The following is a 20,275-nucleotide window of genomic DNA, read 5'->3' as shown; positions in this document are numbered from 1 at the left end:
GTGCTCGTTCACTTGAAAGAACAAAAAATGTTTGTTAAGGTAGGGAACCATAAGCGAAAACAAGAAAATAGAAAAAGTCATTTTTCGAAATTTTGAATGGCTTATGGAATAAGGGAGAGATTTGGTGAAGATTGAAATTATGGTTTCGCTTGCTATTTATATGGCAGGTATGTTGTATATCGGATATTGGTCTTATAAGAAGACATCCGATTTATCAGATTATATGTTAGGCGGAAGAGGACTCGGTCCAGCAGTTACAGCTTTATCAGCTGGTGCTTCTGACATGAGTGGTTGGATGCTAATGGGATTACCTGGTGCGATGTATGCAACAGGATTATCAAGTGTATGGATTGCGATAGGTTTATTAATAGGTGCTTATGCAAACTATTTAATCATTGCCCCACGTTTACGAACGTATACAGAAGTGGCAAATGATTCAATTACGATTCCAGACTTTTTAGAGAATCGGTTTAAAGATCGTACGAAAATACTTCGTTTTGTCTCCGCTATCGTCATTTTAGTATTTTTCACATTTTATGCGTCGGCTGGTTTAGTTTCAGGTGGACGTTTGTTTGAAAATTCTTTCAACCTGGATTATAAAATTGGTTTATTTGTAACAGTGGGTGTCGTTGTTGCGTATACACTATTCGGTGGCTTTCTAGCCGTAAGCTGGACGGACTTTGTACAAGGTTGTATTATGTTTATTGCGCTTGTACTAGTGCCAATTGTTGCTTTTACGGATGTCGGTGGTGTAACAGAAACATTTAATACGATTAAACAAGTCGATGCATCGCATTTAGATATGTTTAAAGGGACCACAATACTTGGCATTATTTCATTTTTAGCATGGGGACTTGGGTATTTTGGTCAACCGCATATTATTGTCCGTTTTATGGCAATCACCTCTATTAAAGATTTAAAGACTTCTCGTAGAATCGGTATCGGCTGGATGACGATTTCACTTATAGGTGCAATGCTTACTGGTCTAATTGGTATCGCTTATTATGCTAAAAATAATGCGACATTACAAGACCCAGAAATGGTCTTTGTAACATTCTCAAATATTTTATTCCATCCGTACATTACAGGATTTTTATTATCAGCTATTTTGGCTTCGATTATGAGTAGTATTTCCTCACAATTACTTGTTATTTCAAGTGCAGTAACGGAAGACTTCTATAAAACATTTTTCCGTCGTAATGCAAGTGACAAAGAACTTGTATTTATCGGTAGATTGTCAGTATTAGTAGTAGCTATGATCGCAGTTGTTTTAGCGTATCATCCAAGTGATACAATTTTAACACTTGTAGGTTATGCTTGGGCTGGATTTGGTTCAGCATTCGGACCAGCCATTTTATTAAGTTTATATTGGAAAAGGACGAATAAATGGGGCGTTCTTGCAGGTATGATTGTTGGTGCAGTAGTTGTTATAGCATGGGTACAAATTCCAAGTTTAAAAGCAATTATGTATGAAATGGTACCTGGATTCTTCTGTAGTTTATTAACTGTTATCGTTGTAAGTTTATTAACGAAAGAACCCGTTAAGGCAGTTCATCGTGAATTTAATGAGATGGAAGCAATATTGGAAAAAGAAACGAAATGATTAGCGAAGAGAGTAAACGAAACTGGAGTTTACTCTCTTTTTATTTAAAATGAAAATAAGGAACTTATTGACAACTAAAAGTAAGTAACTTATAATAAATTTGAGTTCAAGTTAATTTTTACTTTGAATAAAGCTTTCAAATGGAGTAAATATTTTTTAAAAATTATCTCGAATTTGAGATGAATTGACAAGCTGGAAGTTAATGTGTAATTTTATAATCGATATCTCGAATTCGAGATAAAATTATAATGACGGATTTTACTTTGTAGCATGGACAAAATGAATAATGAATTTAAATGTAAAAGAATTTTTATAATGAAATAAAAAAGGAGTGGAAGAAATGGAAAAGAAAACAATGGGAATCCATCACATTACAGCGATTGTAGGGCATCCACAAGAAAATGTAGACTTTTATGCTGGTGTATTAGGGTTACGTTTAGTGAAACAAACAGTGAATTTTGATGATCCAGGTACGTACCATCTTTATTTTGGAAATGAAGGAGGAAAACCTGGAACAATTATTACGTTTTTCCCATGGGCAGGTGCTCGTCAAGGTATTATTGGGGATGGTCAAGTAGGAATTACGTCTTACGTTGTACCAAAAGGTGCAATGGAGTTTTGGGAAAATAGATTAGAAAAATTCGATGTTTCGTATACGAAAATGACTCGTTTTGGAGAGCAGTATTTAGAATTTGATGATCCGCATGGTTTGCATATAGAATTAGTTGAAAGAGAAGCAGGCGAATTAAATAATTGGAGTTTTGGAGAAGTTACACCAGAAGTAGCAATTAAAGGGTTTGGAGGTGCTGTTCTTTTATCTGCACAGCCTCAAAAAACAGCTGAATTGTTAGAGCATATTATGGGTCTTGAGAAAATTGGAGAAGAGGGTGAATTTGTTCGATTCCGTTCTTCTGCTGATATTGGAAATATTATTGATTTGAAATTATCAACAATCGGTCGTGGCCAAATGGGCGTTGGTACAGTTCATCATATAGCTTGGAGAGCGATTGACGATGCTGATCAGCTAGACTGGAAAGAGCATGTGTCGCGTTTGGGATATCACGTAACTCCTGTACAAGATCGAAATTATTTTAACGCGATTTATTTTAGAGAACATGGTGAAATCTTATTTGAAATTGCAACAGATCCTCCTGGTTTCGCTCATGATGAATCGTTAGAGACGATGGGTGAGGAATTAAAGTTACCGGAACAATATGAACAACATAGAAAACAGATTGAACAAACGCTTTTACCATTTGAAGTGAGAAATTTAGATTAAAGTGATTGAAGGGGGAACAGGATTATGATGAAACATGTTTTTCAAAAAGGAAAAGATACGTCAAAACCAGTGTTGTTATTACTTCATGGCACAGGTGGTAATGAATTAGATTTACTACCACTTGCAGAAATAATTGATCCGGAAGCGTCGGTATTAAGCGTTAGGGGAAATGTGTTAGAGAATGGGATGCCGCGTTTCTTCCGCCGATTAGCAGAGGGCATTTTTGATGAAGAGGATTTAATTTTCCGTACGAAGGAATTAAATGAATTTTTAGATGAAGCGGCTAAAGAATATAAATTCGATAGAAATAACATTGTAGCTATCGGTTATTCGAATGGAGCAAATATCGCAGCAAGCTTATTATTCCATTACGAGAATGCATTCAAAGGTGCTGTGCTTCATCACCCAATGGTACCTAGAAGAGGAATGCAATTAGCAAATTTAGCAGGAAAATCTGTGTTTATTGCTGCTGGGACAAATGACCCAATTTGTTCATCAGCAGAGTCAGAGGAATTGAAGGTACTATTAGAAAATGCAAACGCGAATGTAACGATGCATTGGGAAAATCGAGGGCATCAATTAACAATGGGTGAAGTAGAAAAAGCAAAAGAGTGGTATGACAAAGCATTTTAAAAAAAGAAGCATCTGTTAACAATTAGCAGATGCTTCTTTTTTATTTAAGACTGGATTGCAAGATGAGATGAAGAAAGTGGTAGCTCAATATCAACAATCGTACCTTTATTTAATTCGCTTGAAATGTGTAATCTACCATGATGTTCTTCAATTATTTTGTAACACATCATTAATCCTAGTCCTGTGCCTTTTTCTTTTAAACTATAAAAAGGTTCGCCTAGACGGGAGATACGATCTTCAGGAATGCCGCAACCTTCATCGATAATTCGTATTAAGATGAAATTATCCTCTAATGGTTTTGTTTGGATGAAAATATTTCCGCCATTTGGCATTGCTTCTATTGCATTTTTTAATATGTTTATAAACACTTGTTTTAATTGGTTACCGTCACATTGAATATCATATACGTAATCAAAATGATCCATGATGATATGAACGCTATGCATAATTGCAGTCGGTAAAATAAATGTAACTACCTCTTCAATTAAAGTTTGTATGTTACAAGTTTGGATAGATAATACTTGTGGCTTAGACATCGCCATAAATTGACTCGTGATGGATTCCATTTGTGAAATCTCACTTAACATAACATCGATATACCATTTCTGCTCTTCACTTATTTCAGGGAGGAGCAACGTTAGAAAACCTTTTAGAGAAGTGAGTGGATTTCGAATTTCATGGGCAATTCCAGCTGTCAGTTGTCCGACTACTGCGAGCTTCTCTGATTTTCGTAGTAACTTTTCAGTTTCTTTTAGCTCAGTAACATCTCTCCCCATCACGATAAGACCTTTGCGAGAACCATCAGGATGATAAAGCGGAACTTTTGATATACTTAAGATTAGATCGAAATCATCTCTATGTATAATAAATTCCTCGCCATGAAGAATTTGTCTTTGTTGCCATGCTAGTTCATCGATTTCTTCACAATGTAAAAAAGCTTCTCGGTATGCTTCATTATATTGAATGAGTTCGCTATCTTTTTTCCCGTGGTAAGGTACATGATGGAAATTGAAGCAAGAAAGTGCGTAATCATTTGCCTCAAGCCAGCGCCCTTCATGATCTTTAAATATAACAAACGCAGGCATAGAGTTTACTAATGTACGTAATCTCTTCTCACTTTCTTTTAGCATATTCTCAATTCTTTCTGATTTTTCAAGCGGCTTCATAATAGCGTATACGCCAGTAAGACGATTTTGAACAAAAATAGGAACTAGTTTTGTCACAACATCTAATAAGAATCCATTTTTATGATAAATAGATAAGATATACTCTTGTTGATTATCCGCTTCAGTATTCTTTATATTTTGTAATACTTGCTCAGAAATATGGGCTTCTAAAATAGAGGTAATATTTTTCTGTTCTAATTCTAAAGAAGTGTAACCTAATATTCTTTCGGCAGAAGGATTTATATGTAGAATAACTCCTTCTAAATTTAATGAAATAATACTATCAGGATTGTGTTCGAACAGAGATGCGTACATTTCTGTTAATGAACGATCTTGTATATGGTTTCGCAAACGTCTAGAAATGTTCGGATGACGTTTTTTTTGAGTTGGTGAATATTTTTTACGACTCATAATAGTTCCTCCGTACAAATAGCATCTAAAAAGATTTGTCTATTCATAACTATAATATAGATGTAATGTGTATTTCTATAAAAAATGGAAGTTATAGAATAAATTTTGTTTTTTTTTATTTTTTGCAAGGTGAATGCAGGATGGTAATAAGGGGAGCTTATATTGTTTTATAAACCTTTTGTAAGTTACAGACGGCTGTTTTCCGTATAACATTAGGGTAGAGGAGGGGGAGAGAAAATGAAAAATTATATTCAAGGGATTGATCACGTGCAAGTAGCTGCACCTGTAGGGTGTGAAGAAGAGGCGCGTGATTTTTATGGGAATACGATTGGTATGGAAGAAATTCCAAAGCCAGAAGAGTTGAAAAAACGAGGTGGATGTTGGTTTAAATGCGGAAATCAAGAAATCCATATTGGTGTCGAGCGGAACTTTACACCAGCTAAAAAGGCTCATCCAGCTTTTTATGTGAATGAAATTAATGAATTTAAGCAAACACTTATAGAGCAAGGTGTTAAAGTGATTGATGATTATGCACGGCCAGATGTAATTCGATTTTACGTGTCAGATCCATTTGGAAACCGAATTGAATTTATGCAAAATAAAGACTAGGTGGATTCCCACCTAGTCTTTAACTTCTTCTGAAAAGTCCTAACACTTCTACAGTTTCTGTAATATTAACGAATGCATTCGGGTCGATTTCAGAAATTGTTAGTTTCATACTTGCTAATTCTTCACGAGAAACGACCGTCATAAGTACACGCTTTTTCTCGCTTGAATAAGCACCTTCGCCATCAAGTAACGTTATTCCACGTACAACAGTTGAAAGAAGTTGTTTTTTCATTTTTTCTGCTTCATTTGTTACAATCATAAGTGTAACTTTACGATGTTTTGTATGAACAGCATCAATTACTTTACCAGTTACATAAATTGAAAGTAAGCTTGTAAGTGCAACATCCCAGGTGAAGAAGAATCCTGCGATTATTACAACGACTGTATTTAGAACAATAAGGAATCCGCCAAGTTTAATGTCTCGCTTGCGGGATAAAAGCATACCGATAATATCAAATCCACCAGTGGATCCATTACAGTTAAAAACAAGACCAATACCAGCTCCGGCGATGACACCTCCGAAGATAGAAGATAACAATGGATCTGTTGCTACGACTTTTACTGGAACGTAATATAATGCAACAGATAATACAACTACAGAGACAACTGTGTTAAAAATTACTTTTTTTCCAAGACCTATGTACCCTAAAATAAGGATAGGTAAGTTTAATACAAAGTTAATAATGCCTGTGTTTACAGGGGTTACAATCCCTAAAATAATAGCAATTCCGCCAATTCCACTACTTAAAATTTTGTGGGGGATAAGGAAAAGATTAAAGGCAACCGCAATAATAATAGAACCGATAATAACACCAAGGAATCTGACCATTTCTTTCCCGTCCTTCACTGAAAAATTCATATTATTTCAAGATTATATATGATATTGAAAGTTTTGGGTAAAAACAGTTTATTTAGGTAAATTAGATTAATCAAAAGAATTTGAGTATTTTATCATTTGAAAGGGGATACAGTTGTGAAGATAAAAACATATCAACAGAAAAGCCCGTTGAAGCAAGAATGTGAGGATTCTTATTTTTGTAATAAAGAAAAAAAGATTTATGGTGTATGTGACGGTGCAACACCACTTGTCCCGTTTCGTGATGAAAAGGGACATAATGGAGCATACATCGCTTCGCATTTATTTGCAAGTTATTTTACTGCATTACGAGAGAATCATAGTTTACAATTTGCAGTTGCCAAAGCAAATGAAGCATTGCAAAGCGAAATGTTAGAATATGAAGTAGACACGAGAAAAAAAGAGCATTTGTGGTGCACATGTATCGCGGCAGTCCAAATAGTTGGTGAGAAAATTGAATATGCGCAGCTTGGGGACTGTATGATTGTCGCAACTTTTCAAAATGGAACGATGCAAGTATTAACGAAAGACACAGTTGAAGGAATTAGTAAACGAGCAAAAAAGAAGAGAGAAGAAGATCGTAAAAAAGGGTTATCTGTACCAGAAGAATATGTTTTTCAAGATGTTCGAGAACAGTTAAAATACAATCGTTATCTTGCAAATATGCCAAATGGTTATTCAGTTGCAAATGGAATGAAAGAAGCGATACATTATTTACAACATGGTGAATTACATACAGATGAAGTGAGTGGGATTTTTATTTGTTCAGACGGGTTATTTCACCCAGATTGGTCATTAGAACAAACTGTTGCATATATAAGAAAGAATGGTATAAACGAATATATAGCAATTATTGAAGAGCTAGAAGCGGAAAAGAGAATAAGGCCAGATGATAAAACGATTATTATGATTGATTTTTAAGAGGAGGCAGTTCAAATGGAAATTAAACGTGTCAATCTAACATTTCAAGATGAATTAGTTCCTTTAGAAAAAGTAAACAAACTGATTATTCACCATACAGCTGAAGATGGATGGGACGTGTATAAAACGCATGAATTTCATCAAACTGTAAGGGGGTGGAGCGGAATTGGTTACAACTATTTTATCGAAAAGGATGGAACTGTAGTGGAAGGACGAGGTTTACATATTGGAGCGCACGCGAAAGACCATAACCGCCATACAATTGGAATATGTATGACGGGAAATTTCGATAAATACGATCCAACTCCTGCACAAGTGAATGCATTATATTCTTTATGTAAACTGTTTATGAAGCAATTTGCTATAAAGAAAGAAAATATACTCGGTCATAGAGAGTTAGAAGGAGTTACAAAAAGCTGTCCTGGTAATCGTTTTTCTATGGTAGAGTTAAGGAAGATACTATCTTAAATATAGAGGAGTAACAACGATGATGAATATAAAAATACCAAATGATAAAAAAGAAGAACTTGTAGCACAAATTCAGCAGTTTTTTATGGAAGAAGATTTAGATGAAATTGGACGTTTCCAAGCAGAGCGTTTAATAGAAGAAATGATTAAATTAGTTGGACCGTTTGCATATAATCAAGCAATTGGAGATGCAAGAAAGCTTGTAAGTGAGAAATTAACGAATATCGAAGAAGATTTATACGTGTTAGAGAAGAATGAAGGAAAATAAAAAAAGAGCCGATGGGCTCTTTTTTTTATTTGATTGATAGCAAAAAAACATGGAGAAAACACGGAAAGGACATTGAAAATACACCTTTTATTTTTAGAATATTCTTAGTTTTAAAATACTTCAGAAAGGAAGATTGTAATGAGATTAACGCCAAGAGAAATTGATAAACTGCTAGTAGTTGTTGCGGCTGATTTAGCTTATCGACGAAAGGAGAGGGGGCTTAAGTTAAACTATCCAGAAAGTATCGCTATTATTACGTATGAAATTTTGGAAGGAGCAAGAGATGGTAAAAATGTAGCGGAATTAATGGAGCTTGGAAAAACCATTTTAAGTGCTGAAGATGTTATGGATGGTATTGCAGACATGATATCAGATATTCAAGTTGAGGCAACTTTTCCTGATGGAACAAAATTAGTAACTATTCATCAACCAATTCATTAAAGGAAGTGAATGTTATGATTCCAGGGCAATATATCCTTGCGAAAGAAGACATAGTATGTAATGGAAATAAAAAAGCAACGAAAGTCAAAGTGCTAAATCAGGGAGATAGACCTATTCAAATTGGATCTCATTACCACTTTTATGAAGTGAATGAGGCGTTAAAATTCAATCGAAGTGTAGCAATTGGACGACATTTAAATATTCCAGCGGGTACAGCGGTAAGATTTGAGCCTGGAGATGAAAAAACGATTGAATTAGTTCCATATTCAGGGGAACAAGAAGTATATGGATTTAAAAATAAAGTGGATGGCGATATTCAATCTTACACAAAAAGAGGGAGATAGCATGAGTTTTAAGATGTCACGTAAACAATATGCTGATTTATATGGTCCAACTACAGGAGATTCTATTCGTTTAGCGGATACACAATTGTTCGCACATGTTGATCGAAATGCCACTGTATATGGTGATGAAGCTGTCTTTGGTGGAGGAAAATCAATTAGGGATGGTATGGGACAAAATTCACAACTTACAAGAGAACAGGGGGTTGTGGATGTTGTTATTACGAATGCAATTATTATTGATTATACAGGAATATATAAAGCGGATGTTGGTATAAAAGATGGAAAGATTTCAGCAATAGGTAAGAGTGGTAATCCTTCAGTTATGGATAACATTGATATCATCATTGGAACATCAACGGAAGTAATTTCTGGTGAGCGGAAAATCGTTACAGCTGGAGGTATTGATACACATGTGCATTTCATATCCCCACAACAAATTGATACAGCATTAGCTTCAGGTATAACAACTTTAATTGGTGGGGGAACAGGACCGGCAGAAGGGACTAAGGCAACTACAATAACACCTGGATCTTGGAACTTAAGAAAAATGCTAGAAGCAGCAGAAGCTTTTCCTGTAAACCTTGGGTTTTTAGGGAAAGGAAATAGTTCAAGTCTACCTGCCCTGGAAGAACAAATATTTGCAGGGGCTATCGGATTGAAAATCCATGAAGATTGGGGAGCAACTTCATCAGCAATTAATCACTCGTTACAGATTGCTGATAAATATGATATTCAAGTCGCTATTCATACGGATACTTTAAATGAATGTGGTTTTGTGGAAGAAACGATAAAAGCTATTGATAATCGTGTTATTCATACGTACCACACTGAAGGAGCTGGAGGTGGGCATGCACCAGATATTATAAAGATTGCTGCGCTGAATAATATTTTACCATCATCAACGAACCCGACCTTGCCATATACAGTGAATACGCTGGATGAACATTTAGATATGCTCATGGTATGTCATCATTTAAAAGCGAATATTCCAGAAGATGTAATGTTTGCAGATTCAAGGATTCGAAAAGAAACAATCGCGGCAGAGGATATTTTGCAAGATCTAGGGGTTTTCAGCATGATTAGCTCTGACTCACAGGCGATGGGAAGGGTTGGCGAGGTTATTATTCGCAATTGGCAAACCGCCGATAAAATGAAAAAGCAGATTGGTAGTTTAGAGGGAGATAAAGAATATAACGATAATAATAGAATTCAACGTTATATAGCTAAGTATACAATTAATCCAGCTATTACACATGGGATTTCAGAATACGTGGGCTCTATTGAAATAGGAAAGTATGCAGACCTTGTAATATGGGATCCACAATTTTTCGGTGTTAAGCCAGATATGGTTTTGAAAAACGGAATGGTAGTGATGGCATTAATGGGAGACGAGAATGCTTCAATTCCTACCCCACAACCATATTACGAAAAAAAGATGTTTGGTGCATATGGAAAAGCAGTACAGTCAAGTTCGATTACATTTGTATCGAAAGTAGCTTATGAGAATAATATTAAAGAAAAATTAGGTTTAAATAAAGTTGTATTACCTGTTAAAAATACGAGAGAGATTTCGAAGCAAGATATGAAGCTAAATAATGCAACACCAGAAATTGAAGTAGATCCGCAGACATATGAAGTTAAAGTTGATGGACAAGTAATCACGTGTGAAGCAGTAGATGTACTACCTATGGCTCAAAGATATTTTTTATTTTGATATAACGGGGGAGATAAAATGATTATTGAAAAAATTAATAACAACGTATGCAATATGAATGATTTCTCAAACACAAAAAAGCATCTTGATAAGATATTAATTTCTAGTGAGCTTTTACTGAAGAGAGTTCAGAAATTATATTCAGAATCTGGTTTTGAAATTGGGGTGTCTTTAGATAGTGGAGAAACATTAAAGAACGGTGATATTTTATATGAAGATGAAAATCGAATTGTGTATATTGAAGTATTACCAGAAGAGGTAATTGTAATTACTCCAAAATCAATAAAAGAAATGGGGATTATTGCTCATAACTTAGGGAATAGACATTTACCAGCACAATTCGATGAAGGGTGCATGATTTTGGCGAACGACTACTTAGTAGAAGATTTACTTAAAAAGGAAGGTGTTCCTTATCAAAAAGAAAATAGAGTATTACCAAAACCGTTCAAGCATGCTTCGCACAAACATATTTAACCTACTTAACCTACTCCAAATTAGTGATTCGAACTTCCCAACAGGAAGTTTTAGTCACTCTTTTGGATTAGAAACATTTATTCAAGAGGGACAAGTTACAAATAAAGCCGAATTTTTCAAATGGGTTAATCGATATATAAAAGTCCAATTAACATACACGGATGGCTTAATTTGCAAATATACTTACGAAGCAATTAAGACTAATGAGAGAGAACAAATTACATTTTTAGATGATTTAATAACAGCACAAACACTGCCTTTTGAATGTAGAAAAGCAAATAGAATGATTAGTAAAAGTACTTCTAAATTATTGTGTGAATTGTTCTCATTTGTAAATTTAAATATATATAAAGAAAATATTATGGGTAATAAATTACAAGGTCATCCGAGTATCGTATACGGAATATTAGGGGCGGAATTGAAAATGACAATAGAAGAAACGCTCTTAGTTTTCTTATACTCAAGTGTTGGAAGTATAATTCAAAACGGTGTGAGAGCCATTCCTCTTGGACAAACAGATGGTCAAAAACTATTACAAGAATGCCATGAATTAATCTGTGAATCTATTGATAGAATTCAAATACTTTCATTAGAGGATTTTGGATTGAATGATCCTGAATTCGAAATAAATCAAATGCAACATGAAGATGTAAATGTAAGGGTCTTCATGTCATAGGGAGGAAAAAATAAAATGATAAAGCCTATTAGAATTGGTATCGGTGGCCCAGTAGGTGCTGGGAAAACAATGTTAGTTGAAAAGTTAACAAAACATCTAAATACAGATTATGAAATTGCAGCAATTACAAACGATATTTATACGAAAGAAGATGCAAAAATTTTATTGAAAACAGGTGTTTTACCAGAAGATAGAATTATTGGTGTAGAGACAGGAGGGTGCCCGCATACAGCAATTCGAGAGGACGCCTCTATGAATTTTGAAGCAATTGAAGAACTTATGATGAGACATAATAATTTAGATATTATTTTTATTGAAAGTGGGGGTGATAATTTAGCTGCCACATTTAGTCCGGAGCTAGTGGATTTTTCAATTTATATTATTGATGTGGCACAGGGAGAAAAGATTCCGCGTAAAGGTGGACAAGGAATGATCAAATCTGATGTATTTGTGATTAATAAAACGGATTTGGCACCTTATGTAGGGGCTGATCTTGGAGTTATGGAGCAGGATACGAAAAATTACCGACATAATAAACCATACTTTTTTACAAATTTGAAGGATGAGGAAGGTTTACAAGAATTAATAAATTGGATGCGACAAAACATTATGTTAGAAGGATTGAAAAAATGAAATCCCCTACAGGTGTCTTAAATATTGATGTGATGGAAAAGAGACATAAAACCGTACCTATTAAGGTTTATCATAAAGATGCCTTAAAAGTAACGCAGCCAATATATTTGGACGAGTATGGTAGAGCATATTACTATATTATGAATTCTGGTGGAGGCTATTTAAAAGGAGATTTCTATTCTATAAATATAAATGTTGGTAAAGATGCGAAAACATATATAACAAGCCAATCGGCAACGAAAGTGTACAAGACTCCAAATAGTTATGCTTTGCAAGAATTGAATTTTTATATTGGTGAGAATGCTGTTATGGAATATCTACCAGACCCGTTAATTATGTACAAGGATGCAGCATATAAGCAAAAAACAAATATATATATGCAAAATAATTCTACATTGATTTTATGCGATTCAGTTACGCCTGGTTGGTCGCCAAATATGGAGAAGTTCACATACCAATATTTTGATTCGTTAACAAAAATATATATGGAAAATAAACTTGTAGTATACGATCATCTATTGTTAAACCCTTTCAAAGAGTCGTTAGATCAAATGGGAATATTAAATCAATATTCCCATTATGGTACTTTCATAGTTATTAATGAGAACATTACAAATGATTTAATTGCAGCATTGAAAACATCACTATCTAACACTAACAATATGAAAATTGGAATATCTTCTACACCATGTAAAGGCTTTGTCATACGCATACTTAGCCATAATACAGAGGATATCGAGTCTATATTTTTTCAGTGTCATCGTTTTGTTAGAGAGAATTGTCTACATGAAGAACTAACATCCTATCGAAAATATTAAGTAAGGGAAGGGATACTATGACTAATGTGGGATTATTGTTTGTCGGTGCAGTTCTATTTATGAATTCACTAGCAGCTTTTAAACTCATTGATAGCAAAAGTGTAGGATACTTTAATTTATTTGTAGGGGCATTACAAACTTTGACACCATTATATTTATTATTTACAGGAAGTCAATCCGATGAGTGGACTATCCTATCTAATGGAACTATTTTTTTATTTGGTTTTACTTATTTATATGTTGGTCTTACGAATATATTAAAACTTGATTCTTCAGGTGTAGGTTACTATTCTCTTTGGGTTGCTATCATTGCAACGGTTATGGGAATAGTGAATCAATTACATGAGAGTGGAAGTCTGCAAAGTACAATAATTTGGTTCTTTTGGGCATTCCTTTGGTTTTTATTTTTCCTACAAGATGGATTGAAAAAGAAGATTCATATTTATGTAGGTATTGTTTGCTTCGTTGAATCCTGGATTACTGCAACAGTACCAGCTCTGTTAACACTTACAAATCATACAGACGTGTTAAATAATTTTGTAATTATTTTAGTGACTATTATAACGATTGTAGTTTTTATTATGGCACTTTTCTTTTTCAAAAGTATTCAATTTAAAGTAGAAAGGGCTAGTAACTATGTGGAAAAGTGAACTGAAAAAGGCAACTAACTTTTTTGTTATTATTATATTTCTTCATGTGCTTGGAATTCTCTTATTATTACCAGCACTGTATAAAGGTAATAGCATAATCGGAATGGCTATTATTGCATATTCTTTAGGATTGCGTCATGCGTTTGATAGTGATCATATTGTCGCAATTGATAATACTGTTCGGAAATTAATTGAAAAAGGTAAAAACTCACAGGGGGTGGGATTTTACTTCTCATTAGGACACTCTACGGTAGTATTTGTGATGATTGTATTAATTGCTTTAATTGGAAAAACTGCAAAACATGGAATGGAGAGCTTCTCAACTATAGGCGGTATTATTGGTACAATCGTTTCTAGTACATTCCTTATCATTATCGGTCTTACCAATCTGTTGTACCTTATTAAAGTGTTACGAAGTCAAGAGGACAAACAGCCAGAAAACCTGGGATTTATATACCGTTTCACGCAGCGCTTATTTACGTTTATTGATAGTCAGAAGCAATTGTATATGATCGGTTTTTTATTTGGGCTTGGTTTTGATACAGCGAGTGAAATTGGATTAATTGCTCTTTCTACAGTAACTGCAACAAGTCAATCTATTCCACTTGTCAGTATATTTGCTTTTCCCATTTTGTTTGCTGCAGGAATGTCATTGATGGATACATTAGATAGTACATTCATGAATACGAATTATAAGTGGGCAATGGAAAATAGTCGAATAAGAAATTCATATAATGTATTAATTACCTCAATATCTGTTATAACGGCTTTTTTAATAGGGGGGTATCAACTATTATCTTTGCTTATTGAAAGCTATAATTTACAGGGACCGTTTTGGAATCTCATACAGGTAGTTAATTTTGATTATCTGGGTATATGTCTTGTTTTATTCTTTATTATTTCTCTTATTATTTTTGCTGTATGGAATAGAAATGTCTTTAAAGAACCACTTACAAAGAGTATAGAGAAATAAAAAAATATCGTATGTTATTTGGTTCATTATATATAAAGTAAAATAAAAAACACGTTAGATGAAAATGCATCTAACGTGTTTTTTGTTATTTATGTTCCTTATATTCATGTACTTTTTCTTTCACATTACCGACTGTATCTTTAGCAGTGCCTTTCACCTTATCCCATTTTCCTTCAGCTTGTAACTTCTTATTGTCAGTTACTTTCCCGACAACTTCTTTTACTTCGCCCTTTACCTTATCGATGGCACCTTCTACTTTTTCTTTTAAACCGTGTTCGTGCTTAGTCATACATTTCTCCTCCTTGTAGTTTGATTAGAATTTTCTTTTCATATTGCAAGTTGAATGATGTATCTAGTAATAGCGTAACAAATTTAGTTTGAATATTCAAATGATTAAAGGGATAGAAAAGGAATTGTCATAAAATGTTTAAAAATGTAACGGAAGGAGAAAGAAAGTAAATTATATGTCTTTTGCAGTCCATATTGATTTCGTATAAGCAATTTTCATATGGGCACGTTCCATATTATTTTGACTGCCACTACCGAACCTTGCTTGTCCAACTATTAAAGTACAATTGGATTCAATAGCTGTCTTAATTCGTTTTTGGATTAATGCAGTGTGACAGCCTTTACGCTGAAATTCCGGTAAAGTAGCAGAAGCAGCTAATGATGCGACACCTTTATTTATATATAGGACACCAATACCAGCAGGGCTATTTTGAATTTCTGCTATGAAAAAATGCCATCCTGGTTCATTGTAAAGAATTTCGTTATTTTGGCGAACACCATCTTTTGTAAAGGATGGCATATTAAATCCACGTACATATATGTCTGCAAAAATATCAAATTCATTTTCTTTCAGTTTTCGTACTGTAATATTAGAAGGAAGAAGTGATGAACTCTCTCTCGGTATACTATACAAAGCAGTATGGAAGCTAGATTGGTAAAAACCTTTTTGAGATAAGTATTGAAATAGTTCAGTTGTGCCTTGCGCTGGTGTAATTTCAAAACGGCAAGGAATTTGTAGTGATTCATAATAAGAAATGATTGCATCAATCGCATCTGCATTTGTAATACCTTTTATCGTATTAAAAGCAGGACCGGCAATTATTTTTGATGAAAAGGCAGTGGCACTACCGAACTTTTTCATTTGCACTTGCATTGGATTTCCACTCATTGCTTGTAGTCCCTCTAATCTAGAAGAGAGCATATCAATTTCTGCATTTTCAATTTCTGTTGCTATATCGAGTGTCATAACAGTAGTCATAAAATTCCTCCGTTAATAAATATATTTCATAGTATATATACGATTTTTGTTTTGAGATTCCTGTTGTAATGTAGGAGAATAAGAAGTTTTTTGGAAGGGAAATGGAATTGAACTGTCGAAGGGAGTAGAAACAGATTAAAGGTGGTGCTCTCATGAAACAAAAAGCCGTGCAGACATGCTCTAATTGTGGTTCTCAAAAGATAGGAGAAGGTGAGTTTGTCGGATATGCACAAATACGGAAAAAGGAAACGATGTTCACATCTTCACCGGTGGATGCTTATATTTGTACAGACTGCGGAAATATCCTTTCATTAAAAGTACGACATTATGAAAAGTTTAAGCAGAAGCCGTTATGATTATTGAGTAGTGGTTTTATTAGGGTAGTTAATAAGAGTAATATTTTACATATATATGAGTATGCCTCAGATAAAGAGATGAAAACATATACTGTACATAGTTCGTTATATGACACATAAAAATATATAGAAGAAATTGTGAGGTAGTAGGAGGAAGAAAAAACAGCTCCTCTTGGAATATTTCATATTTAAAACTCCTTTAAATGAATAAAGGAGTTTTTTGATTTTTTATAACAATAATTACCTTTAATTGTTATAATTGGTTATTAGGAGAGGGTGGTTTATTAACGCCATAATCATAGAAGAATAATAGCTAAATCGTATACAAAACCACTATATAACACAATCGCAACCGTAAGTTGACAAAGTGCAACCGCAGGAAGATAGAAGTAAGAGCAATGTTTACATACAATTTAGTTAAGAAAACGAGGGGGGACACACATATGGGATTTGGTGAGAAGCTTTTTAAATTAAGAAAAGAAAAGGGTCTTTCTCAAGAAGCATTAGCCGAGAAATTAAACACAACAAGGCAAGCGGTTAGTAAATGGGAAAACGGTCAAGGTTTTCCTGAAACTGAAAAGTTAATAATGATTGGAAATGTATTTGAAGTATCACTTGACTATTTATTAAAAGAAACTGCTGAGCAAAGTAACGAAAAGGAAAATGGTTATTATGTAAGTAAGGAAATGGCAGAAGGGTATATAGTGTATGGACAAAAAATTTCTAAATATATTGCATTAGGATTTAGCTTGCTTATTTTATCTACAATACCGTACTTATTATTTAAAGAAAATGCAACAATGTCTACGTTTCTTGTCATTATCATTGTAGTGCTTGGGATCGGAGCAATGATGGCACCTGTAACGATAGAAGAGAGTCGATACAATGTATTGAAAAAGGAAGAACTACTATTTGATCAAAACTTTCTAAAAGAATTGACCAAAAGATATGCGATTATTAAGAAGAAGTATGCCGCAGTGGTGATTGTTGGATTTTGTTTTATTGCCGCAGGAGCGATACCGTTTTTATTTGAGAAAAAACGAATTACTTCAGGAGAGCTCGTACAGTATTATCCTTATTGTGTTGTACTTATTGCTATCGGAGTTTATCTTTTTGTTCGTGTGTTAGGGGTGTTAGAGACGTATCGGATTTTAGTAGAAAATAAGGAATACAGTAATCGTTTTATTTTTAAATTGAAAAAGAAAGTAAGGAAAAAGGTAGATAGTTTATAAAAAATAAAAAACATGTTTCGAATCAATGTATTCAAAACATGTTTTTTATCGTTCTGAATTATTTCCAAAGAAATAATTCAGAAAATACAGAAAAATATCGTAATCATTTGTAGAAGTCTGTTATAATAAACGGAAAATGAAAACGTTTTAAAGGGGGATATAACCAATATGATGATGAATGTACCGCTAACAATTAGTTCTATGATGGAAAGAGCAGAGAAACTGTTTTCGAAGAAAGAAATTGTTTCACGGACGCATGATACAGTTACAACGTTAACGTATAAGCAGTTAGGGGAAAGGACGAGAAGACTTTCCAGTGCGTTGAAAAAGCTTGGAATTAAAGAAGGTGAACGTGTAGGAACATTAGCGTGGAACCATCATCGGCATGTGGAAGCGTATTTTGCTATTCCAGGTATTGCTTCTGTTTTGCACACAATTAACATTCGTTTATCTCCTCAACATATTTCATACATTATTCAGCACGCAGAAGACCGAATTCTACTTATAGATGAAGATCTCATACCGCTTGTTGAAAATATTCAATCACAATTATCAACTGTACAAGCTTACATTATTATGACTGATAAAGATGAACTCCCAAATACTACGCTGAAGCCTGTATATCATTATGAAAAGCTATTAGAAGAAGGCGATCCAACTTTCCAATTTGTAAAAGATATTGATGAAAATACACCTGCTGGTATGTGTTATACGTCAGCGACTACAGGAAATCCGAAAGGTGTTGTATATACGCATCGTAGTACTGTACTGCATTGCATGGCACTCGGTTTAGCGGATACAGCTGCTTTATCGGAAAGTGACGCGGCGATGGCAATTGTACCGATGTTCCATGTGAATGCTTGGGGGCTTCCTTTCGCTGCTACTTGGTTTGGATCAAAACAAGTTCTTCCAGGACCGATGTTTACGCCGAAAATTTTATTAGAAATGATCCAATCTGAAAAAGTGACGTTAGCTGCCGGTGTGCCGACAATTTGGCTCGGTGTATTACAAGAGTTAGAAAATAATAGTTATGATTTATCTAGTATGACGAGAATACTATGTGGTGGTGCAGCCGCACCGAAAAGTGTTATTAAAGCATTTGAACAGAAACACAATGTTCCTTTCATCCATGCATATGGTATGACCGAAACAAGCCCACTCGTAACACTTGCACGTTTAAAAAGTTATGAAACAGAATTATCGTATGAAGAGCAATTAGAAATTAGATCAAAGCAAGGGTATCTTGTCCCTGGTGTAGAGATGAAAGTAGTCGGTACAAATGGTGAAGTGAAGTGGGACGGTACGGAGATGGGAGAACTATGTTTACGAGCACCTTGGATCGCTGAAAGCTATTATAACGATGATCGTACTGTCGAAGGTTTTCGCGATGGATGGTTATATACTGGTGATGTTGTCACAGTGGATGAGGAAGGTTGCGTGAAAATTGTTGACCGTACGAAGGATGTTATTAAAAGCGGGGGAGAATGGATTTCTTCGGTCGATCTTGAAAATGCTTTAATGGCACATGATGCTATATTTGAAGCGGCTGTCGTTGCAGTTCCTCACCCTCAGTGGCAAGAGCGACCAATTGCCTGCGTTGTTCAAAAGAAAAATAGTACGGTTACAAAAGAAGAAATATATGAGTTTTTAAAACCACAGTTTGCGAAGTGGTGGTTGCCAGACGATATTGTCTTTATGGAAGAAATACCGAAAACATCTGTTGGGAAGTTTTTAAAACAGGCGCTTCGGAAAGAACTGGAGCATTTGCATAGAGAGAAATAAGTGAACTTCTATTTGTAAACTCTAATACATTAATGGTTGACAAAAGAGGAGTGGAAAGATAATATAATTTTTGTGATATGTTATCTAAAATAAATTTTAAGTTTACAAATAGGAGAAGCAAATATGAATACAAAAAACTTAGTTTTTGTCGCTTTATTTAGTTCTATTATGGGAGTGTTAGGGTTAATACCTCCGATTGCTCTTTCTATTACACCAGTTCCAATTACATTGCAATCACTCGGTGTTATGCTTGCGGGTGGGTTGTTAGGATCACGTCTAGGTGCGTTAAGTCAGCTTATTTTCTTACTTATTGTAGGAGTTGGAGCACCATTGCTTGCTGGTGGACGCGGTGGCCTTGGTGTATTTGTTGGACCAAGTGCAGGATATTTACTTGGTTACATCATTGGGGCGTTTGTTATTGGTTATTTAATTGAGCGTTTACGTGAAGTTTCTATTATAAAAGTATTATGTATTAATATAATTGGTGGTATTTTCGTAGTTTATGTATTTGGTATTACTGTACAAGCGTTCTTAATGGATGTTTCTGTATGGGAGACAATGAAAGTGAGTGCTGTGTTTTTACCAGGGGATTGTATAAAAGCAATTATTGCGGCAGTTCTCGTAACAAAATTACATCGTTCATTGAAACATATTATTACGCCCGCTTTAAAGAATGGAAAATATACAAATGCGGGATGATA

Annotated in this window: 24 protein-coding genes; 20 read left to right on the top strand and 4 right to left on the bottom strand. The window is 34.4% G+C overall.

Going from position 1 to position 20,275, the window contains the following annotated elements:
- Positions 1–124: 124 nt before the first annotated feature.
- The 3 genes from putP to ACUXVC_RS18380 all read left to right on the top strand — a co-directional run bounded on the left by putP (position 125) and on the right by ACUXVC_RS18380 (position 3,515).
- Positions 125–1,603, top strand: a complete 1,479-nt coding sequence (gene putP, locus ACUXVC_RS18390; RefSeq protein WP_340782996.1) for a sodium/proline symporter PutP — start codon at positions 125–127, stop codon at positions 1,601–1,603.
- A gap of 340 nt (positions 1,604–1,943) precedes the next feature.
- Entirely contained in the window at positions 1,944–2,882 is a 939-nt protein-coding gene (locus ACUXVC_RS18385; RefSeq protein ID WP_098976302.1) for a ring-cleaving dioxygenase, read from the top strand.
- A 24-nt stretch (positions 2,883–2,906) separates the two neighbouring features.
- Positions 2,907–3,515 carry an alpha/beta hydrolase gene (locus ACUXVC_RS18380; protein WP_446025812.1) on the top strand — a complete coding sequence of 203 codons (609 nt, stop codon included), beginning with the start codon at positions 2,907–2,909 and terminating at the stop codon, positions 3,513–3,515.
- A gap of 44 nt (positions 3,516–3,559) precedes the next feature.
- Here ACUXVC_RS18380 and ACUXVC_RS18375 read toward each other — a convergent pair whose 3' ends face one another.
- Positions 3,560–5,092, bottom strand: a complete 1,533-nt coding sequence (locus ACUXVC_RS18375) for a BA3702 family sensor histidine kinase (protein ID WP_000087652.1) — start codon at positions 5,090–5,092, stop codon at positions 3,560–3,562.
- 237 nt (positions 5,093–5,329) lie between these two features.
- On the opposite strand from ACUXVC_RS18375, the gene ACUXVC_RS18370 reads away from it, so the two are divergent.
- Positions 5,330–5,701 carry a VOC family protein gene (locus ACUXVC_RS18370; RefSeq protein WP_000800772.1) on the top strand — a complete coding sequence of 124 codons (372 nt, stop codon included), beginning with the start codon at positions 5,330–5,332 and terminating at the stop codon, positions 5,699–5,701.
- A gap of 19 nt (positions 5,702–5,720) precedes the next feature.
- Here the strand turns inward: ACUXVC_RS18370 and ACUXVC_RS18365 are convergent, their stop codons facing one another.
- Positions 5,721–6,530 (bottom strand): YitT family protein, encoded by an 810-nt coding sequence (locus ACUXVC_RS18365; protein ID WP_000251348.1) that lies wholly within the window; start codon positions 6,528–6,530, stop codon positions 5,721–5,723.
- A 126-nt stretch (positions 6,531–6,656) separates the two neighbouring features.
- Between ACUXVC_RS18365 and ACUXVC_RS18360 the strand changes: the two genes are divergently transcribed.
- The 12 genes from ACUXVC_RS18360 (at position 6,657) to ACUXVC_RS18305 (ending at position 14,937) form a co-directional block, all read left to right on the top strand.
- Complete coding sequence (locus ACUXVC_RS18360) at positions 6,657–7,478, top strand: protein phosphatase 2C domain-containing protein (RefSeq protein ID WP_141240999.1); 822 nt, start codon at positions 6,657–6,659, stop codon at positions 7,476–7,478.
- Between the two features lie 15 nt (positions 7,479–7,493).
- Positions 7,494–7,946, top strand: coding sequence for a peptidoglycan recognition protein family protein (locus ACUXVC_RS18355; RefSeq protein ID WP_000403999.1), 453 nt, complete (start codon positions 7,494–7,496; stop codon positions 7,944–7,946).
- Positions 7,947–7,965: 19 nt separating this feature from the next.
- Positions 7,966–8,214 carry a DUF2164 domain-containing protein gene (locus ACUXVC_RS18350; protein WP_000981064.1) on the top strand — a complete coding sequence of 83 codons (249 nt, stop codon included), beginning with the start codon at positions 7,966–7,968 and terminating at the stop codon, positions 8,212–8,214.
- A gap of 138 nt (positions 8,215–8,352) precedes the next feature.
- On the top strand, positions 8,353–8,655 hold the full coding sequence (locus ACUXVC_RS18345; protein WP_001241328.1) for an urease subunit gamma: 303 nt from the start codon (positions 8,353–8,355) through the stop codon (positions 8,653–8,655).
- A 14-nt stretch (positions 8,656–8,669) separates the two neighbouring features.
- Entirely contained in the window at positions 8,670–8,999 is a 330-nt protein-coding gene (locus ACUXVC_RS18340; RefSeq protein ID WP_016080650.1) for an urease subunit beta, read from the top strand.
- Position 9,000: 1 nt separating this feature from the next.
- Positions 9,001–10,713: an urease subunit alpha gene (gene ureC / locus ACUXVC_RS18335; RefSeq protein ID WP_095690374.1), complete on the top strand. Its 1,713-nt coding sequence runs from the start codon at positions 9,001–9,003 to the stop codon at positions 10,711–10,713.
- A gap of 18 nt (positions 10,714–10,731) precedes the next feature.
- Positions 10,732–11,187, top strand: a complete 456-nt coding sequence (locus tag ACUXVC_RS18330; protein ID WP_000582805.1) for an urease accessory protein UreE — start codon at positions 10,732–10,734, stop codon at positions 11,185–11,187.
- The gene (locus ACUXVC_RS18325; protein WP_095690375.1) at positions 11,165–11,863 is read left to right on the top strand and encodes an urease accessory protein UreF; all 699 of its coding nucleotides are present in this window, start codon (positions 11,165–11,167) and stop codon (positions 11,861–11,863) included. Before ACUXVC_RS18330 ends, ACUXVC_RS18325 begins: the two co-directional genes overlap by 23 nt.
- Before the next feature lie 15 nt (positions 11,864–11,878).
- Positions 11,879–12,496, top strand: a complete 618-nt coding sequence (ureG, locus tag ACUXVC_RS18320; RefSeq protein ID WP_016080654.1) for an urease accessory protein UreG — start codon at positions 11,879–11,881, stop codon at positions 12,494–12,496.
- A complete protein-coding gene (locus ACUXVC_RS18315) occupies positions 12,493–13,314 on the top strand; it encodes an urease accessory protein UreD (protein WP_048655779.1) in 822 nt (273 codons plus the stop codon). The genes ureG and ACUXVC_RS18315 overlap by 4 nt, the downstream gene beginning before the upstream one ends.
- Before the next feature lie 17 nt (positions 13,315–13,331).
- Positions 13,332–13,964, top strand: coding sequence for an AmiS/UreI family transporter (locus ACUXVC_RS18310; RefSeq protein WP_048655778.1), 633 nt, complete (start codon positions 13,332–13,334; stop codon positions 13,962–13,964).
- Positions 13,951–14,937, top strand: a complete 987-nt coding sequence (locus ACUXVC_RS18305) for a HoxN/HupN/NixA family nickel/cobalt transporter (RefSeq protein WP_071731640.1) — start codon at positions 13,951–13,953, stop codon at positions 14,935–14,937. Before ACUXVC_RS18310 ends, ACUXVC_RS18305 begins: the two co-directional genes overlap by 14 nt.
- Positions 14,938–15,022: 85 nt before the next feature.
- Here ACUXVC_RS18305 and ACUXVC_RS18300 read toward each other — a convergent pair whose 3' ends face one another.
- Positions 15,023–15,226, bottom strand: coding sequence for a CsbD family protein (locus ACUXVC_RS18300; RefSeq protein WP_095690377.1), 204 nt, complete (start codon positions 15,224–15,226; stop codon positions 15,023–15,025).
- 171 nt (positions 15,227–15,397) lie between these two features.
- Complete coding sequence (locus ACUXVC_RS18295; protein WP_095690378.1) at positions 15,398–16,204, bottom strand: GNAT family N-acetyltransferase; 807 nt, start codon at positions 16,202–16,204, stop codon at positions 15,398–15,400.
- Between the two features lie 152 nt (positions 16,205–16,356).
- On the opposite strand from ACUXVC_RS18295, the gene ACUXVC_RS18290 reads away from it, so the two are divergent.
- The 4 genes from ACUXVC_RS18290 to ACUXVC_RS18275 all read left to right on the top strand — a co-directional run bounded on the left by ACUXVC_RS18290 (position 16,357) and on the right by ACUXVC_RS18275 (position 20,273).
- On the top strand, positions 16,357–16,560 hold the full coding sequence (locus ACUXVC_RS18290) for a hypothetical protein (protein ID WP_095690379.1): 204 nt from the start codon (positions 16,357–16,359) through the stop codon (positions 16,558–16,560).
- A 443-nt stretch (positions 16,561–17,003) separates the two neighbouring features.
- Complete coding sequence (locus ACUXVC_RS18285) at positions 17,004–17,792, top strand: helix-turn-helix domain-containing protein (protein ID WP_339326427.1); 789 nt, start codon at positions 17,004–17,006, stop codon at positions 17,790–17,792.
- Between the two features lie 168 nt (positions 17,793–17,960).
- Positions 17,961–19,574, top strand: coding sequence for a long-chain fatty acid--CoA ligase (locus ACUXVC_RS18280; RefSeq protein WP_063548343.1), 1,614 nt, complete (start codon positions 17,961–17,963; stop codon positions 19,572–19,574).
- Between the two features lie 123 nt (positions 19,575–19,697).
- Positions 19,698–20,273, top strand: a complete 576-nt coding sequence (locus ACUXVC_RS18275; RefSeq protein ID WP_001093334.1) for a biotin transporter BioY — start codon at positions 19,698–19,700, stop codon at positions 20,271–20,273.
- The last annotated feature ends 2 nt before the right edge of the window (positions 20,274–20,275 follow it).

The sequence above is a fragment of the Bacillus sp. N6 genome (genome assembly GCF_052805735.1).
This window is presented reverse-complemented; position numbering and strand designations above follow the sequence as displayed.

Excerpts from the sequence above, each read along its gene's own strand:
- ACUXVC_RS18385 (WP_098976302.1), top strand. The coding sequence starts at position 1,944 with ATGGAAAAGAAAACAATGGGAATCCATCACATTACAGCGATTGTAGGG.
- ACUXVC_RS18380 (WP_446025812.1), top strand. The coding sequence starts at position 2,907 with ATGATGAAACATGTTTTTCAAAAAGGAAAAGATACGTCAAAACCAGTG.
- ACUXVC_RS18375 (WP_000087652.1), bottom strand. The coding sequence starts at position 5,092 with ATGAGTCGTAAAAAATATTCACCAACTCAAAAAAAACGTCATCCGAAC.
- ACUXVC_RS18370 (WP_000800772.1), top strand. The coding sequence starts at position 5,330 with ATGAAAAATTATATTCAAGGGATTGATCACGTGCAAGTAGCTGCACCT.
- ACUXVC_RS18365 (WP_000251348.1), bottom strand. The coding sequence starts at position 6,530 with ATGGTCAGATTCCTTGGTGTTATTATCGGTTCTATTATTATTGCGGTT.
- ACUXVC_RS18355 (WP_000403999.1), top strand. The coding sequence starts at position 7,494 with ATGGAAATTAAACGTGTCAATCTAACATTTCAAGATGAATTAGTTCCT.
- ACUXVC_RS18350 (WP_000981064.1), top strand. The coding sequence starts at position 7,966 with ATGATGAATATAAAAATACCAAATGATAAAAAAGAAGAACTTGTAGCA.
- ACUXVC_RS18345 (WP_001241328.1), top strand. The coding sequence starts at position 8,353 with ATGAGATTAACGCCAAGAGAAATTGATAAACTGCTAGTAGTTGTTGCG.
- ACUXVC_RS18340 (WP_016080650.1), top strand. The coding sequence starts at position 8,670 with ATGATTCCAGGGCAATATATCCTTGCGAAAGAAGACATAGTATGTAAT.
- ureC (WP_095690374.1), top strand. The coding sequence starts at position 9,001 with ATGAGTTTTAAGATGTCACGTAAACAATATGCTGATTTATATGGTCCA.
- ACUXVC_RS18330 (WP_000582805.1), top strand. The coding sequence starts at position 10,732 with ATGATTATTGAAAAAATTAATAACAACGTATGCAATATGAATGATTTC.
- ACUXVC_RS18325 (WP_095690375.1), top strand. The coding sequence starts at position 11,165 with ATGCTTCGCACAAACATATTTAACCTACTTAACCTACTCCAAATTAGT.
- ureG (WP_016080654.1), top strand. The coding sequence starts at position 11,879 with ATGATAAAGCCTATTAGAATTGGTATCGGTGGCCCAGTAGGTGCTGGG.
- ACUXVC_RS18315 (WP_048655779.1), top strand. The coding sequence starts at position 12,493 with ATGAAATCCCCTACAGGTGTCTTAAATATTGATGTGATGGAAAAGAGA.
- ACUXVC_RS18310 (WP_048655778.1), top strand. The coding sequence starts at position 13,332 with ATGACTAATGTGGGATTATTGTTTGTCGGTGCAGTTCTATTTATGAAT.
- ACUXVC_RS18305 (WP_071731640.1), top strand. The coding sequence starts at position 13,951 with ATGTGGAAAAGTGAACTGAAAAAGGCAACTAACTTTTTTGTTATTATT.
- ACUXVC_RS18300 (WP_095690377.1), bottom strand. The coding sequence starts at position 15,226 with ATGACTAAGCACGAACACGGTTTAAAAGAAAAAGTAGAAGGTGCCATC.
- ACUXVC_RS18295 (WP_095690378.1), bottom strand. The coding sequence starts at position 16,204 with ATGACTACTGTTATGACACTCGATATAGCAACAGAAATTGAAAATGCA.
- ACUXVC_RS18290 (WP_095690379.1), top strand. The coding sequence starts at position 16,357 with ATGAAACAAAAAGCCGTGCAGACATGCTCTAATTGTGGTTCTCAAAAG.
- ACUXVC_RS18285 (WP_339326427.1), top strand. The coding sequence starts at position 17,004 with ATGGGATTTGGTGAGAAGCTTTTTAAATTAAGAAAAGAAAAGGGTCTT.
- ACUXVC_RS18280 (WP_063548343.1), top strand. The coding sequence starts at position 17,961 with ATGATGATGAATGTACCGCTAACAATTAGTTCTATGATGGAAAGAGCA.
- ACUXVC_RS18275 (WP_001093334.1), top strand. The coding sequence starts at position 19,698 with ATGAATACAAAAAACTTAGTTTTTGTCGCTTTATTTAGTTCTATTATG.